19 protein-coding genes are annotated in these 14,953 nt (G+C 71.4%); 12 read left to right on the top strand and 7 right to left on the bottom strand.

The genetic code is table 11. From position 1 onward, the window contains the following. The first annotated feature begins 93 nt into the window (after positions 1 to 93). Genes ACFOY2_RS19515 through ACFOY2_RS19560 form a run of 10 tightly spaced genes read left to right on the top strand, consistent with a single transcriptional unit; the run spans position 94 to position 10,130 of the window. Positions 94 to 1,128 carry a LacI family DNA-binding transcriptional regulator gene (locus tag ACFOY2_RS19515; RefSeq protein ID WP_379529476.1) on the top strand — a complete coding sequence of 345 codons (1,035 nt, stop codon included), beginning with the start codon at positions 94 to 96 and terminating at the stop codon, positions 1,126 to 1,128. Beyond that, positions 1,125 to 2,039, top strand: a complete 915-nt coding sequence (locus ACFOY2_RS19520) for a carbohydrate ABC transporter permease (RefSeq protein WP_379529477.1) — start codon at positions 1,125 to 1,127, stop codon at positions 2,037 to 2,039. Before ACFOY2_RS19515 ends, ACFOY2_RS19520 begins: the two co-directional genes overlap by 4 nt. Beyond that, a complete protein-coding gene (locus tag ACFOY2_RS19525) occupies positions 2,036 to 2,884 on the top strand; it encodes a carbohydrate ABC transporter permease (protein ID WP_379529478.1) in 849 nt (282 codons plus the stop codon). The genes ACFOY2_RS19520 and ACFOY2_RS19525 overlap by 4 nt, the downstream gene beginning before the upstream one ends. Positions 2,885 to 2,893: 9 nt before the next feature. Continuing rightward, entirely contained in the window at positions 2,894 to 4,198 is a 1,305-nt protein-coding gene (locus tag ACFOY2_RS19530; protein WP_379529479.1) for an ABC transporter substrate-binding protein, read from the top strand. Beyond that, positions 4,195 to 5,214, top strand: a complete 1,020-nt coding sequence (locus ACFOY2_RS19535; protein WP_379529480.1) for an ADP-ribosylglycohydrolase family protein — start codon at positions 4,195 to 4,197, stop codon at positions 5,212 to 5,214. Before ACFOY2_RS19530 ends, ACFOY2_RS19535 begins: the two co-directional genes overlap by 4 nt. 6 nt (positions 5,215 to 5,220) lie before the next feature. Next, entirely contained in the window at positions 5,221 to 6,180 is a 960-nt protein-coding gene (locus ACFOY2_RS19540) for an ADP-ribosylglycohydrolase family protein (RefSeq protein ID WP_379529481.1), read from the top strand. Further along, a complete protein-coding gene (locus tag ACFOY2_RS19545) occupies positions 6,177 to 7,316 on the top strand; it encodes an ADP-ribosylglycohydrolase family protein (protein WP_379529482.1) in 1,140 nt (379 codons plus the stop codon). Before ACFOY2_RS19540 ends, ACFOY2_RS19545 begins: the two co-directional genes overlap by 4 nt. Beyond that, a complete protein-coding gene (locus ACFOY2_RS19550; protein WP_379529483.1) occupies positions 7,313 to 8,716 on the top strand; it encodes an ADP-ribosylglycohydrolase family protein in 1,404 nt (467 codons plus the stop codon). The genes ACFOY2_RS19545 and ACFOY2_RS19550 overlap by 4 nt, the downstream gene beginning before the upstream one ends. Further along, on the top strand, positions 8,713 to 9,600 hold the full coding sequence (gene rbsK / locus ACFOY2_RS19555; RefSeq protein WP_379529484.1) for a ribokinase: 888 nt from the start codon (positions 8,713 to 8,715) through the stop codon (positions 9,598 to 9,600). Before ACFOY2_RS19550 ends, rbsK begins: the two co-directional genes overlap by 4 nt. Positions 9,601 to 9,632: 32 nt before the next feature. Then, entirely contained in the window at positions 9,633 to 10,130 is a 498-nt protein-coding gene (locus ACFOY2_RS19560) for a nucleotidyltransferase domain-containing protein (RefSeq protein ID WP_379529485.1), read from the top strand. On the opposite strand, the gene pyrF is transcribed toward ACFOY2_RS19560, so the two are convergent. Next, positions 10,121 to 10,939 (bottom strand): orotidine-5'-phosphate decarboxylase, encoded by an 819-nt coding sequence (pyrF, locus tag ACFOY2_RS19565; protein WP_379529486.1) that lies wholly within the window; start codon positions 10,937 to 10,939, stop codon positions 10,121 to 10,123. The genes ACFOY2_RS19560 and pyrF overlap by 10 nt on opposite strands. A 125-nt stretch (positions 10,940 to 11,064) precedes the next feature. On the opposite strand from pyrF, the gene ACFOY2_RS19570 reads away from it, so the two are divergent. Beyond that, positions 11,065 to 11,541: a DUF2283 domain-containing protein gene (locus tag ACFOY2_RS19570; RefSeq protein ID WP_379529487.1), complete on the top strand. Its 477-nt coding sequence runs from the start codon at positions 11,065 to 11,067 to the stop codon at positions 11,539 to 11,541. Here the strand turns inward: ACFOY2_RS19570 and ACFOY2_RS19575 are convergent. Continuing rightward, positions 11,538 to 11,909 carry a hypothetical protein gene (locus ACFOY2_RS19575; protein WP_379529488.1) on the bottom strand — a complete coding sequence of 124 codons (372 nt, stop codon included), beginning with the start codon at positions 11,907 to 11,909 and terminating at the stop codon, positions 11,538 to 11,540. The genes ACFOY2_RS19570 and ACFOY2_RS19575 overlap by 4 nt on opposite strands. 37 nt (positions 11,910 to 11,946) lie before the next feature. Between ACFOY2_RS19575 and ACFOY2_RS19580 the strand changes: the two genes are divergently transcribed. Continuing rightward, positions 11,947 to 12,741, top strand: a complete 795-nt coding sequence (locus tag ACFOY2_RS19580; protein WP_379529489.1) for a Cof-type HAD-IIB family hydrolase — start codon at positions 11,947 to 11,949, stop codon at positions 12,739 to 12,741. 49 nt (positions 12,742 to 12,790) lie between these two features. Here ACFOY2_RS19580 and ACFOY2_RS19585 read toward each other — a convergent pair whose 3' ends face one another. The 5 genes from ACFOY2_RS19585 to ACFOY2_RS19605 form a co-directional block, all read right to left on the bottom strand. Further along, positions 12,791 to 13,045: a hypothetical protein gene (locus tag ACFOY2_RS19585; protein ID WP_379529490.1), complete on the bottom strand. Its 255-nt coding sequence runs from the start codon at positions 13,043 to 13,045 to the stop codon at positions 12,791 to 12,793. Between the two features lie 28 nt (positions 13,046 to 13,073). Continuing rightward, positions 13,074 to 13,643, bottom strand: coding sequence for a TIGR00645 family protein (locus ACFOY2_RS19590; protein WP_379529491.1), 570 nt, complete (start codon positions 13,641 to 13,643; stop codon positions 13,074 to 13,076). Positions 13,644 to 13,693: 50 nt separating this feature from the next. Next, positions 13,694 to 13,843 (bottom strand): hypothetical protein, encoded by a 150-nt coding sequence (locus tag ACFOY2_RS19595; protein ID WP_357816042.1) that lies wholly within the window; start codon positions 13,841 to 13,843, stop codon positions 13,694 to 13,696. Between the two features lie 95 nt (positions 13,844 to 13,938). Then, entirely contained in the window at positions 13,939 to 14,148 is a 210-nt protein-coding gene (locus tag ACFOY2_RS19600) for a hypothetical protein (protein WP_379529492.1), read from the bottom strand. A gap of 96 nt (positions 14,149 to 14,244) precedes the next feature. Then, complete coding sequence (locus ACFOY2_RS19605) at positions 14,245 to 14,904, bottom strand: endonuclease V (RefSeq protein ID WP_379529493.1); 660 nt, start codon at positions 14,902 to 14,904, stop codon at positions 14,245 to 14,247. Between the last annotated feature and the right edge of the window lie 49 nt (positions 14,905 to 14,953).

A 14,953-nucleotide genomic window follows, 5' to 3' on the forward strand; every position in this document is an offset into this window, starting at 1 on the left:
TGACCTGCAAGTTACATACAGGTTTCATGTCGCACACGCAGTAAACGTTTACAGGGCTGATCGTAAACGATTACACACCATGGAAGGACAACCTTGGCCGACGGACCCACGATCACCACGATCGCCGAGCGTGCCGGTGTCTCGATCGCCTCCGTATCGCGGGTCCTCAACGGCCTGCCGACCAGGCAGGAGACCGTGCGCAAGGTGATGGCCGCCGCCGACGAGCTCGGTTACGTGCGCAACGCCGTGGCCAGGTCGCTCAAGTCGCGCCGCACCCACCAGGTGGCCTTCGCCATGGCCGACGTCGGCAACCCCGCCTACCTGGCCATGCTGCGCCAGATCCAGCCCGTGCTCAAGGCCGCCGGCTACCGGCTCGTCCTGCACTCCACCGACGCCGTCGTGGCCGACGAGATCGACGTGCTGCACAGCCTCGGCGAGCGTTACGTGGACGGTCTGATCATGGTCCCGCTGCGGGTCACCGAGGCCCACCTGGAGATGCTCTCCGCCGCCAGGGCCCCCGTCGTGATCATCGGCCAGGTGCCAGAAGGGTCGCGCGTCGACAACGTACGGGCCGACTCCCACACCGGCGTCGGGCTGGCGATCGACCACCTGCACCAGCTCGGCCGCCGCAGGATCGGCATGATCAACGGCCCGCTCGACACCGTCCCCGGCGCCGCCAGAGCGGCCGGTTACCGGCAGGCGCTCGCCGACGTCGGCCTGCCCTACGACGACGACCTCGTCCAGATCGGCGACTTCTACCGGGCCGAGGGCCGCCACGCGGTGACCGAACTGCTCGCCAGGGTCCCCGACGTGGACGCGCTGTTGTGCGCCAACGACCTGATCGCGCTCGGCGCGCTCGACGTGCTGCGGGCCGCCGGCAAACGGGTGCCGCGGGACGTGGCGGTGGTCGGCATGGACGACACCGACCTGGCCGCGGCCTCCTGGCCGTCGCTGACGAGCGTGTCGCTCGGGTCGGCCGAGCGCGGCAAGGTCGCCGCCGAGTTGCTGCTCGAACGCCTCCAGGGCGGCGACCGCGAGCCCCGCCTGGTCACCGTGCCGCCCCGGCTCGTTGTCCGGGCGTCCACGGCGGGCGAATCCGACGCGCAAGGGAAGGGGAACCTCGAGTGACGGCGACCGTGACAAAGCCGGCGCCGCCGCGCGGATCACGTGCCAGGCCCCGCAGGATCTCGCGTCAGACGCGCGAGATGTGGCTGCTCATGCTGCCCGCGCTGGTGCCCGTGCTGCTGTTCAGCGTGGGCCCGCTGCTGTACGGCATCGGCCTGGCGTTCACCGACGCCCGTAACACGCGCGTCCATGAGACGAGCTTCGTCGGCCTGGACAACTTCGTCGAGCTGCTGGGCGCCGAGGACTTCTGGTCCTCGTTCAGGATCGGCCTGATCTGGGCCTTCTCGGTGACGGCGCTGCAGTTCCTGGCCGGCCTCGGCCTGGCGCTGCTGCTGAACGAGAAGCTGATGTTCAGCGGTGTGGCGCGGGTGCTGGCGGTGGTGCCGTGGGCGATGCCGCCCGTGGTCATCGGCCTGATGTGGAAGCTCGTCTACCACCCCGACGCGGGCATCCTGAACGACATCCTGAACACCGACGTCAACTGGCTGGCCGACTTCTCGCTCGCGCTGCCCGCCATCATCGTGGTCGGCGTCTGGACCGGCATGCCGCAGACGACGGTCGTCCTGCTCGCGGGCCTGCAGAACGTGCCCAGGGAGCTGCACGAGGCCGGCGAGATGGACGGCGCCGGACCATGGCGGCGTTTCTGGAACATCACGTTGCCGCAGCTCCGTCCGGTGATCGTGGCGATCACTTCGCTCGACTTCGTGTGGAACATCAACCAGTTCGGCCTGGTGTACGTGCTTACGCAGGGCGGGCCCGGCGGGCAGACGCGGCTGCCGATGTTGTTCGCCTACGAGGAGGCGTTCAGGTACCGGATGGCCGGTTACGCCTCGATGCTCGGCCTGGCCATGGCGATCGTCGTGCTCGCGGTGCTCGGGCTGTACCTGTGGCGGCAGATGAGGGAGGCCAAGTGAGAAGCCGCGTGGGTCCCACCAAGATCGTCGTCCAGGTCCTGCAGTATCTCGCGCTGTTCGCGTTCATCGCCTTCCTGGCCTTCCCGCTGCTGTGGCTGCTGTCCACGGCGCTGAAGACGCCGCGTGAGCTGGCGCTGACCGACCCGACGTGGATCCCGAGCCTGCCGACCCTGGCCAACTTCCGCGACGCGTTCGGGGAGCAGGACCTGGTGGGCGCGGCCGCGCGCAGCCTGGCCGTGGCGCTGTTCAGCAGCTTCATCACCGTGCTGATCTCGCTGCCCGCCTCCTACGCGATGGCGCGCTACCGGAGCCTGGTCAACCGGATCGCGATCGGGTGGGTGCTGGTCAGCCAGGTGTTCCCGTTCATCCTGATCATCATCCCGCTCTTCATGATCCTGCGGGACCTCGACCTGGTGAACACGCTGCCGGGGCTCGTGGTCGTGCACGTGACGTTCACGCTGCCGTTCGCGCTGTGGATGCTGCAGGGCTACGTGCGCGCGGTGCCGCCCGAGCTTGAGGAGGCCGCGGCCGTGGACGGCGCGTCCCGGCTGCGCTCGATCGCGAGCGTGGTGGCGCCGCTGCTCGCGCCGGGCGTGGTGGCCACGCTGCTGTTCGCCTTCATCTCCTCGTGGAACGAGTTCATGTTCGCGCTGGTGATCCTCCAGGATCCCGACGTCATGACGCTTCCTCTCACGCTGGTGAGGTTCACCGGCCCCGAGGGGGTGGCCAGGCTCGGTCCGCTGGCCGCGGCGTCGCTCATGGCGACGATCCCGAGCCTGATCTTCTTCGCAATCATTCAGCGGCGACTGAAGTCCGGCCTGATGGCCGGCGCCGTCAAGGGCTAGGAGGCTCACATGCGAATCAAGTCCGCTCTGGCGGCGGCGACGGTCGTCGCGCTCGCCGCCGCGTGCGGCAGTGGAGGGGGCGGCGAGTCCTCGTCCTCCTCCAACGAGCCGGTCAAGATCAATTTCCTCAGCCTGGCGTGGCAGAAGGAATCCGTCGCCGCGAACAAGCAGCTCGTGGACGAATGGAACAAGGCCAACCCCAAGATCCAGGTCACCTACGTCCAGGGCAGCTGGGACAACGTCAACGACCAGCTCGTCACCCAGTTCGCCGGCGGCACGGCGCCCGACGTCATCCACAACGACTCGCCCGCGCTGTCCGGGTTCGCCTCCGACGGCTACCTGCTCGACCTGAGCGCCAAGCTGCCGGCCGAGCTCAAGAGCGACATCCCGCAGGCCGCCTGGGACACCGTCACCTTCGACGGCGGCAAGGGCCAGCAGGGCGTGTACGGGGTGCCGTTCCTGCAGGAGTCACAGGTCATCATCGCCAACAAGAAGCTGCTGGACGCCTCGGGGGTGCGCGTCCCCACCTCCGACAACCCGTGGACGTGGGACGAGTTCTCCGAGGCCGCCAAGAAGATGACCAAGGGCGGCGCGTTCGGCGTGGCCTGGCCGATGAAGTCGCCGGTCAACAAGACCCTCAACCTGGCGCTCAGCTTCGGCGGCACGTTCTTCCAGAGCGCCGCCGGCAAGACCACGGTCAAGGTCGGGCCGGAGGAGCGCGAGGTGCTGCAGCGCATCCACGACCAGCTCAACAAGGACAAGTCGGCCGACCCGGGCGCGCTCGGCCAGGGCACCGCGGACCCGCTGCCCAACTTCTACGACGGCAAGTTCGCGATGCTGCCCGCCGGCGTCTTCCTGCGCCAGCAGGTCGTGGAGCAGGCCCCTGAAGGGTTCGAGTGGGTGACGCTGCCCGCGCCCAAGGGCACCAGCGCCCAGCAGGGGGCGGTCTCGCAGACGCTGTCGATCGCGCAGGACAGCGAGCACCCGGACGAGGCCATGAAGTTCATCTCGTTCTTCCTGAACAGCACCAACCAGGTCAAACTTGCCAAGGGCGACTGGCTCCTGCCGACCTCGCAGAAGGCCGCCGCCGACCCGTCGATGACCACGAAGGAGAACGGCTGGGACGTGGCCACCGCCTCCGCCAAGAACCTCGTCGTCGCGCCGTTCCTCAAGGTGAACGGGTTCGACGAGTGGCGGACCAAGGTCGCCACGCCCGCGCTGCAGGAGTACTTCGCCAATAAGATCACCATTGACGAGGTGTCGGCGAAGCTCGTGGAGGACGGCAACAAGGTGCTGGAGCGGTACCAGCGGTGACCTGTCGCGACAGAGCCCGGGGGTGTCTGCTCGGCCTGGCCGCCGGCGACGCCCTCGGGGCACCCGCAGAGAACCTGACGCCGTCGGAGATCAGGCGGCGGTGGGGGCGCCTCACCGAGATCGAGGGCGGCGGCACGGACGACACCGAGTACGCCATCTTCGCCGCCTCGCTGCTGGTACGGCACGGGCACGAGCTGACCTCCGGCGACGTGGCCGCGGCCTACCGCGCCGAGATCATCCCGCGGGTGACCGGGCCGATGCGCGGGGCGGGCTTCTCCGAACTGGGCACCGTCGAAGCGCTTCGCCGCGGCCTCGCGCCCCCGCTGACCGGGCTCGTGCACGCGCACGGGTGGTCGGACGGGCTGGCCATGCGGGCCGCGCCGTACGGGATCTTCTGCCCGGGTGACCCCGTCGAGGCGGCCCGGCTGGTCGAACAGGACGGGCTGGTCAGCGGGTCGGGCGAGGGCATCGTCGGTGGGCGGGCCGTCGCCGGCGCGGTGGCCGCCGCCATGGACGGGGCCGCGCCCCGCGACGTGGTACGCGCCGCGCTGTCGGTGATCCCGGCGGACTCCTGGACGGCCAGGAACGTCGTACGGGCCTGCGAGGTGCTCGGCTGGACGCCCGGCGAAGCCGAGAGGACCGGCGGCGCTGAGAGGCCCGGCGGTGCCGAGACGTCCGACGGCGGCGACGATGTCGTCGAGGCGCTGCACGAGGCCGTGGTCGTCCGGCACTATCCCTGGACCGACATCGCCCCCGAGGCCGTGGCGCTGGCGCTGGCCGCGTTCCTGGTCGGCGACGGCGAGGTGGAGGCGTCCGTGACGTTCGGGGTGAGCCTGGGCAGGGACGCCGACACGATCGGCGCCATCGCCGGAGCGATCGCGGGAGCGAGCAAGGGCGAGCGGGGCGTCCCCGAGCGGTGGGCCGCCAGGATCACCCCAGTGACGGGCAAGTGCCTGCCCGTCGTGGCAGGAAGACACGTGCTGGACGTCGCCGACGAACTGGCGGAAGGACTGTAGATCACGATGTCGGGGGACAGAATCAAGGGAGCCTTCATCGGGCTCGCCGTGGGCGACGCCGCGGGCTGGCCGGCCGCCAGACACCGCGCGGGCCTGCACGCCCCGTGGAGCCGGCGCCTGCACCGGGAGCTCGACGCGTTCGCCGAGGAGCACGGGGTCACCACGCTGCCGGTGCCGTTCGCGCTGAACCAGCCCACCGCGCCGCTGGCCGTCGGCCCGTCCGACGACGCCGAGTGGCTCGCCTGGACGGCGCTCACCGTCGACCGGCCGCGCGCCGAGGCGTTCGCGGAGCTCAAGGGCGTGCGGGCGCGCATCTCGGTCGCCACCGCGCTCGACAATCTGGCCAAGGGCGTGCCGCCGCCCGCCTCCGGGCACGACAACCCGCACCACTTCGACGACGCCGCCGCCGTCAGGGCCGTCGCCTTCGGGGCACTGGGACGCGACCCCACACAGGACGCCCAGGTGACGAACGCCCTCGACGGCGTCCTCGGCGCCCAGGCCATGGCCGCCGCGGTGGCCGAGGCCGTGGCGTCCGGGTCGGTGGCGGCGGCGGTCGAGGCGGCGCTGGCCGTCCTGCCGGAGGAGAGCGCCATCGGCCACAACGCCCGCGTGGCGCTGGCCGCGGCGCGCGCGGCGGGCGACCCGTTCGCCGCGGTGCCCGCGCTGGACGCGGCGCTGCTCGACCACGTCTACAGCTACGGCGTGGGCGCCGCGCAGACGGTGCCCGTGGCGCTGGCGCTGGCCGAAGCGGCGGGCGGCGCCCTGGTACGGGCGGTGCCCGCGGCGGCGTGCCTGGCCGCGCTGGCCGACTCGGCGCCCGCGCTGACCGGAGCGCTCACGGGAGCCTGCGGCGGGTACGGGGCGATCCCGGAGGGGTGGATCGCCTCGGCCCGCACGCTGGCCGGTTGCTGCCTGCCTGACCTGGCGGGCCTGGATCTGATCGAACTACTGGAGGGAATCGCATGACGCCGCTTGAGGACAGGGCCACCGGCTGCTTGGCGGGGGCGGCGGTCGGTGACGCGCTGGGCGGCGCCACCGAGGGCTGGACTCCCGAGCAGATCGTCGAGCGGTACGGGGGCCGCGTCGAGGGCATCGTGCCGCCGTTCAACGAGGACTGGCGCAACGCCCGGCCGATCGCGCCGTACCACAAGGGCGACGGCCACATCACCGACGACACGTTGATGACGCACGCCCTGGTGCGCGTGTACGAGAAGGCCGGCGGGCACCTGAACGCGTACTCGATGGCCGAGCACCTGGTGCCCGAGCTCATGGGGGAGCGGCGGTGGATTCCCGAGCTGGAGGCCGAGGCGCTGCCGCTGCAGCGGATCTTCCTGGCCGAGAAGTGGATCGTGGCCAGGCTGCACTACGGGCACGTGGACCCGCGTGAGGCCGGTGTCGGAAATATCGTGAACTGTGGCGCGGCCATGTACGTCGCCCCCGTCGGCATCGTCAACGCCGCCGACCCCGACGCCGCCTACGCCGAGGCCATCGACCTGACCGGGGCCCACCAGTCCAGCTACGGCCGCGAGGCCGCCGGGGTCCTGGCCGCCGCCGTCGCCGAGGCCATGCGGCCGGGCGCCACCGCCGACTCCGTGGTCGCCGCCTGCCTGCGCCTGGCCAAGGACGGAACCAGGGCCGCCATCGAGTCGGTCTGCGAGGCCGCCGCCGGTCTCGGCCACTGGGACGGGTCGTTCGAGGCGCTGCGCGCCGCCATGCGGCCCTACGACACGGTCGCCGACACCTACCGCGACCAGGGGCTGGGCGCGCGGCGGCCGAGCCGGGTGCACAGCATCGAGGAGCTGCCGCTGGCGCTCGGGTTCCTGGTGATCGCCAAGGGCGACTACCGCGACACCGTCCTGGGCGGCGTCAACTACGGGCGCGACGCCGACTCCATCGCCTCCATGGGCGGGGCCGTCGCGGGCGCGCTCGGCGGGCTCGGCGCCGTCCCGGCCGGGTGGGTGGAGCAGGTGGGGGCGGCCAGCCGCACGGACCTGGTGGCCCCCGGGATCGCCATCGCCGACGTGGCACGCCGGGTGCACGCCGACGACCTGGTACGGCGGCGCGGCCACGAGGCCGCCTTCGCCGACCTCGATCGCCGATGATCCGCCTCACCTGGGTCCAGCCGGAGGACCTGATCGGGCACGAGCTCCGCCAGGCGGGCGAGGACGGCCGGGACGAGGGGCGCGTACGCGATATCGCCGACCGCTGGCACAAGGCGGGCGGCCACGACGCGCCACCTCGGGCAGGAGCCTCAGAACCCGCGGCGGCGAGGCTGCGCGGACTGGCCGAGGAACTGCTGGACGAGCTGGCCGCCATCCCCTCACCCCTGGCCGAGCCATCGGACCTGGACGGCATCATCGCCGCCTGCCCCCAATGGCCGGGAATGCCCGGCGCTGCAGCCGGTGCGGCCCCCGAGACTTGGACCGACGTCGCCTCTTCCGGCGTGCGGGCCGACGGTGTCGTCGCCGTGGATCCGGCGCGGGTGCTCGGCGCCTGGCTCGGGCGCGCGGCCGGGTGCGTGCTCGGCAAGCCCGTCGAGAAGATCCCGCGCGCCGGCATCAGGGAGATCGCCGAGGCCACGGGCAACTGGCCGATCAGGGGCTGGTTCACCGCGCGCGGCCTGCCCGGCGACGTCGCCCGCCGCTGGCCGTGGAACCGCCGCAGCGCCGTCAACTCCCTGGCCGAGAACGTCGACGGCATCCCCGAGGACGACGACCTCAACTACCCGCTGCTGGCCCTGTCCGTCCTGGAGCGCCACGGCCGGGGCTTCACCACCGAGGACGTCGCGAAGCTCTGGCTGGACGAACTTCCGGCCGGCCGGACGTTCACCGCCGAGCGCGTGGCGTACCGCAACCTGCTGGACGGCGTCGAGCCACCTCTGACGGCCACGTACCGCAACCCGTTCCGCGAGTGGATCGGCGCGCTGATCAGGACCGACGTCTACGGCTGGGTCAATCCCGGCGCCCCGGCCGAGGCGGCGGAGCTGGCCTGGCGCGACGCCCGCCTGACGCACACCGCCAACGGGATCTACGGCGCGATGTTCGTGGCGGCCATGTGCGCCGCCTCCCTGACCGTCTCCTCGGCGGAGGAGGCGGTGCGGGCGGGCCTGTCCGTGGTGCCCGCCGGCTCCCGCCTGCACGAGGCGGTACGGCTGGCCGCCGAGGACGCCGCCGCCGAGCCGGACTTCGAGCGGGTCGTCGACCGCCTGCACGAGCGACACGGCGCGCTGCACTGGGTGCACACGATCAACAACGCCGCCCTCGTCGCCGCCACCCTGATCCACGGCGGAGGCGACTTCACCGCCACGATCGCGGGAGCGGTCGCCGGCGGCTGGGACACCGACTCCGCGGGCGCCACCGCCGGCTCGGTCGCGGGCGCGTTGAACGGCGGCGTGCCCGGCCGCTGGCGCCTGCGCGACAGCCTCGCCAGCAGTCTGACCGGCTTCGACGGGGTGAGCCTGGATGAGCTGGCGGCACGGACGCAGGAGATGATGGGGGCATGATCTCGGTTTTCGGCAGCGCCAACATGGACCTCGTCGCGTATGTCTCCGAAGCCCCCAAACGGGGCGAAACGGTGACCGGGCAGCGGTTCCGCACCGTGCCCGGCGGCAAGGGCGCCAACCAGGCCATCGCCGCCGCCCGCGCCGGCGCGCGGGTGGCCTTCCTCGGGGCGGTCGGCGACGACGGGTTCGGGGCCGAGATGCGCGCCACGCTGGCCGAGGCCGGAGTCGACGTACGCGGCCTGCGCCAGGTGCCCGGGCCCAGCGGCATCGCGCACATCGTGGTCGACGACGCGGGCGGCAACTCGATCATCGTCGTCCCCGGAGCGAACGGCACCATCACCGGCCCTTCCGGCGACGACCTGGCCGCCATCGCCAGGTCGAGTGCCCTGCTGCTGCAGCTCGAACTGCCGATGGAGGCCGTCGTGGCAGGGGCGCAGGCGGCCCAGGTCGCCGGCGTGCCCGTCTTCCTCACCCCGGCGCCCGCCAGGCCGCTGCCGCCCGAGCTGGTCGGCGCGGTCACCACCATCGTCCCCAACGAGCACGAGGCCGCCGCCATCACCGGCGTCACCGGCGCGGACGCCGCCCTGGAGGCGCTGCTCGAACAGGTCGAAGAGGTGGTGATCACGCTCGGCTCCGACGGCGCGCTCTACGGGTCCCGCTCGGGCAGGCGCCTGCGCGTGCCCGCGGTGAAGGTCAAGGCCGTGGACACCACGGCGGCGGGCGACACGTTCGTGGGCGCCCTGGCCGTGGCCCGCCACTCCGAGGGCATGGACATGGCGGACGCCCTGCGCTTCGCCTCGGCCGCGGCGGCGCTGTCGGTGCAGCGCGAGGGCGCCAGCACCTCGATGCCGACCCGGATCGAGATCGAGAACTCCATGCCCTGACAGGAAACCGACCGCGCTATGGTGTCGAAGTGATGTTCGAGGCGAAGACGGTCGTCCAGGTGGTGGAGTCGCTGCGCGCGGCGGGGTGCGAGGTCTGGATCGGGGGCGGCTGGGGCATCGACGCGCTCGTCGGCCGCCTCACCCGCGACCACAACGACCTCGACCTGCTGCACCGCGTCGAGCAGGAGCCCGAGGTGATCGCCGTCCTGGAGGCGGCCGGCTACACCGAGCGCGCGGGCGTCGTGCCCGGCCGCCCGGCCCGCTTCGTCATGGCGGGGCCGGGCGAGATCGACCTGCATCCGCTGGAGTTCGGCGCCGACGGGTCGGCGATCCAGCGGCTCGACGACCGGGGCGGCCACTTCGCCTATCCCGCCGACGCCTTCACCCGGGGCGTGATCGAGGGCGTCACGGTGCCGTGCCTGTCGGTGGCCCAGCAGGTGGCCTTCCACCAGGGCTACGAGCCCAGGGAACGCGACACGCACGACATGGCGCGGCTACGCGAGGCGTTCGGCGTGGCGACTCACTTCTGAGCGACGACGCCCAGCAGGGCCGCGCACTCGTCCCTGAGGGTGATGGTGCGTGAGCGCAGCCGCTTGGGGTCGGCCAGCACCGCCCTGGAGACCGACGGCACCACGGCGTGACGCACGGGCCCGAACAGCCGCGCCACGTCGGCGGGGGTCGCGCCCTGGGCGCCCAGCCCTGGAGCCAGGATGGGGCCGTTCAGGTCGGCCGGCGAGTGCTCCAGCTCCGGCAGCGTCGCTCCCATGACCAGCCCGACGGGCCCGAACGGGAAGTGGCCCTTGTTGGCCGCGGTGGCTCCGGCCACCACCTGGTCGGCCACCAGCCGCTGCAGCGGCGCCGCCTCCGGGTTGGAGGTGCGGGCCAGCACGAACACGCCCGCGTCGTTGGCCACGGCCGAGGCGATCGCGCCCGCCAGCGACTCGAACCCCAGGTACGGGCTGAGCGTCACGGCGTCGGCGGCCAGCGGACTGCCCCGGTCGAGGTAGGCCTCGGCGTAGGCGGCCATCGTGGAGTCGATGTCACCGCGTTTGACGTCGAGCACCACCAGCGTGCCCGCCTCGCGCAGCGCGGCGATGGTGCGTTCCAGGACGGCGATTCCGCGGCTTCCCCAGCGCTCGTAGAAGGCCGACTGCGGCTTGACCACGGCGGCCACGTCGCCGACCGCCTCGACGACCGAACGGCTGAAGCGTTCGAGACCGAGCGGCGAATCGTCCAGACCCCATGCGGACAGCAGCGCCGGGCTGGGATCGATGCCCACGCACAGCGGTCCGCACGCGTCGAGCCTGGCTCGCAGGCGCGCCCCGAAGGACTCGTTCATTTCACGGCTCCTCACGACCGTGAGCAGCCTAGCCCGAGGCGCCTGCCGGCAGGAAGGTCACCTCCGGCGACCGATATGGATCGGGCCGCACTCTTCCGGGAGCGCCAGGCGGGTAGTCAGCAGACATGTACGAGATCGCCCATCGGGTGCTGATGCTGCGTACCGATCCGCCGAGTGACGTGGTGGTCACGATCGGCGTGCCGTACGAGGAGCCGACCGGCGAATGGTCGTGCCCCTACCGGATCGACGGGCTTGACGGGTGGGAGCACGAGAGGAAGGTCACCGGCTTCGACTCGCTGGAGGCCGTCGAGCTGGCGACGGTGATGGTGCGGGCCGCGCTGGCGGGCTCGCACGAGGCCAGGGAAGGGCTGCTGAGCTGGGCCGACGGGCCGCCGAGGCAGCGGGCGAAGACGGTGTACGTGACGTGGGAACGGCATGCCGACATCGCCTATGTCGCGATGAAGCATGACGCGGTGCCGGGGGAGGCCGTCCGTCAGGTCGTCGCGGAGGACGTCATCCTCGACTACGGCGACACCGGCCAGCTCCTGGGCCTGGAGGTGATGAACGCCGAGAGCCGCCTGCCCGCCGAGATGCGCCTCTAGCGCGACGAACCACGCGCCAGCAGCCACCGCCACCGGGGTAGCTCCAGCACCACGGTGACCACGGCCGCCACCGACACCAGCGCTGCGGCGACGGCGTGCCAGACCACCCACGCCGCCGCGACGGCGGCGATCAGGTGCAGCCCCACCAGCACGATCGTCACGTACCCCGGCACGGCGACGATCACGTGGCGCTTGTCGCCCGGCGTGGAGAAGACCATCGGCAGCCCGATCAGCGCCACCGCTGACAGCACGGCCAGCGGCACGGAGGTCGACCACAGCGCCCACGGGGTGGCGACCCAGGCGATGAGCTCCATCCCGAACCGGAACACGGACGAGGCCCGGTCGTCGGGACGGTCGATGGGGGACACTCATGCACCTTACGCCTCAAACTGGATAATAGGGATCGTGATCTCTCCTCGCATCGTGGCCACCGATCTTGACGGCACCCTCCTCGCCACCGACGGCACCATCAGCACCCGCACCACAAACGCCCTCAAACGGGCCCGTGAGGCCGGGGCGGAGATCGTCTTCGTCACCGCCAGGGCGCCGCGCGGCGTCCGCGAACTCGCCGGTCAGGCGGGCGTGACCGGCAGCGTGATCTGCAGCAACGGCGCCATCGTGTACGACCTGGCCACGGACGAGATCACCACCAGCCACCCGATCGACCCCGCGGCGGGCAGGAAGATCGGGGACATCCTGGCCCAGGCGCTGCCCGGCGTCGGCCTGGCCGTCGAGACGGGCCGCAACGTGCTCACCGAGGCCGCCTACACCCGGCGGGTCGCCCACGACCTGGCCTACTACCGCGAGGTCGCCTGCGTCTTCGAGGAGCGGGAGCCGATCGTCAAGCTGCTGGCCCAGTCGAGCGGGCACACGGCCGACGAGATGCTCGCGGCCGTGTCCGCGATCATGGACGGGCAGGCCGAGGTCACGCACTCGGGCGTGGACGGGCTGCTGGAGATCAGCGCGCCCGGCGTGACCAAGGCGTTCACGCTCGGCCGGCTCTGCGAGGAACGGGGCGTCGGCCCGCACGAGGTGGTGGCCTTCGGCGACATGCCGAACGACCTGGCCGTGCTCGGCTTCGCCGGCGCCGGGTACGCCATGGCCAACGCGCACCCGCTGGTGCTGGCCGCGACCGAGCACCATGCGCTGTCCAACGACGAGGACGGGGTGGCCGTCGTGCTGGAGGGCCTCTTCCGCTGACGGGTGTGCCCGCCCCGCCCCGCGACCGGGGCGGGCACACCGGGTCTGTTCACGCGTCGTCGTCGGACACGCGTGAGGTGCCCTCGCATCGGCTGGGGTTCTTGCTGAGCACCTGCAGCACTCCTCCGCACGTGCTCACCGGCAGCGACACGGGCTCGATGATCTCGTCATTGAAGATGATCACATCGCCGACGAGGGAGGTGGGGGGCTTCTGGGGGGCTTCCTCGGCGTGCGCGGCGTGCGCGGCGGACAACATCCCGACGATCGCCGCGATCATGGCGCCCTTGGCCGTTACCACGGCCACGCGCACGATCGTGTTCCGGCCGGACGGTTCATGCGGCCACCCGCTCCTGTGAGAGGGGGGTGACCTGCTCGCCGTCGTTCGTGCCCTGTTTCGGACGGCCCCCGGCCATGATCCGATCGATCAGCGCGAGCGCCAGCGCCGAGACCACGAAGGTCAGATGGATCAGTGTTTTCCATAGAAGCTCCCTGTCGGTGATGGCCGGTCTGGCCGCGTTGATGAAGATCTGGAGAAGGTGGATGGAGGAGATCCCGATGATCGCCATGGCCAGCTTGACCTTGAGCACGTTGGCGTTGACGTGGGAGAGCCATTGCGGTTGGTCGGGATGTCCTTCGATGCGCAGACGTGACACGAACGTTTCATAGCCGCCGATGATCACCATGATCAGCAGATTGGAGATCATCACCACGTCCACGAGGCCGAGGACGATCAGCATGACGGCGGTCTCCGGGGGTGACCCGAGGAACCCGAGTTTGATCAGGTGCAGCAGCTCCATCATGAACCGCCACACGTAGACGACCTGGGCGGCGATCAGGCCCATGTAGAGCGGCGCTTGGATCCATCGGCTGAGGAACATGACGTAGCCGATGTATCCCACCATCGTCCGTGATTTCGCCGGGCTGTCAGCCACGGACAACCGTGCGATCTGCACTAGGACGTGAGGACGTTGATCTGCTGGATCCAGGACTCGACCGCGACGAGCGGCGGTCCGCCCGAGCCGAGCTGCTGGAGGACGATCGGCGGGGTGGCGACGGCCGCCAGTGCGAGGGCGGCCACGGCGGTCAGGGCACGAACCTTCAACGGGACTCCTTGCGCTTGCGCTACGGGGACTGGGTGACGGGCGTGCGGGAACCAGACGGCGCGGCGCACACGCGCCGCGCCGCCCCGGCCTGGAGTCAGGGCTGCAGGCAGGCCGCAGAGGGCACTTCGGCGGGTACGGCGGGAGCCATCGGATCGATCAGCGCCACGGACTCGGTGACGGAGCTGCCCAGGCACGTGACGATCGCGACGGGGTCGACCACGGCGTGGGCGGCGGGAGCGGCGAGCAGGGTCAGGCCGCCGGCGAGCAGCGCGGCGGCGGTGATCCGGCGTGGACTGGAATGCATGGAACCTCCTGGGTAAACGTAAAGAACAACCTTTCCCTTGCTACCCAGGGTAGTCGTACGGTAACGCTTCGTATATTAGAATTCGATGAGGGTGTGTCACCCCGGATGACGGGCCAGATGATCGGCCTGGCGGATCGGCTCGGGCAGGCGGTAACGGGTGGCCAGCCGCAACACCTGCTCCGTGGCCGTGTCCAGGGAGATGCGATGCCCCTGGGAGACGTAGACCGGCTTGACGCCGTCCTGCGTGCGCAGCGCCCGGCCCACCGTGACGCCGTCGTGCACGATGGGCGTCCACGCGCCGCGCTCGGGGGCCGGCGTCTCGTGGCTGCCCACGAACGGCGTCTTGCCCACCCCCAGCGCCGGCAGCCCGGTCAGCACCCCCAGGTGGCAGGCCAGGCCGAAACCGCGCGGATGCGCCAGGCCGTACCCGTCGCAGACCAGCAGGTCGGGCGTGACGGACAGCTCCTCCAGCGCCTCGACCAGCGCGGGCAACTCGCGGAAGGCGAACAGGCCGGGCACGTAGGGGAAGGCCACGCGCCCGTGGACCACCGCCCGCGCCACCGGCTCGAGCGAGACGGCGTCGAGCACGACCACGGCGGCCGTCAGCCGGTCGTCACCGTGATAGTGCACATCGAGGCCCGCCACCAGGGTGAAGGTGTCGGGCCCTGCGAGCTCGACGCGCTCGCGGAGGCGATCCTGGATCGACTCCGCCTCGGCGACGGTGGTGGGCCATGGGTGAAGCTGTCGTACCTGCACCCGGCCCAAGGTATCGGCCGGGTGACGTCCCGCCGCCGTTGTAGGGTTG

This window comes from Nonomuraea purpurea (assembly GCF_042650645.1).
Taxonomy (GTDB): Bacteria; Actinomycetota; Actinomycetes; order Streptosporangiales; family Streptosporangiaceae; genus Nonomuraea; species Nonomuraea purpurea.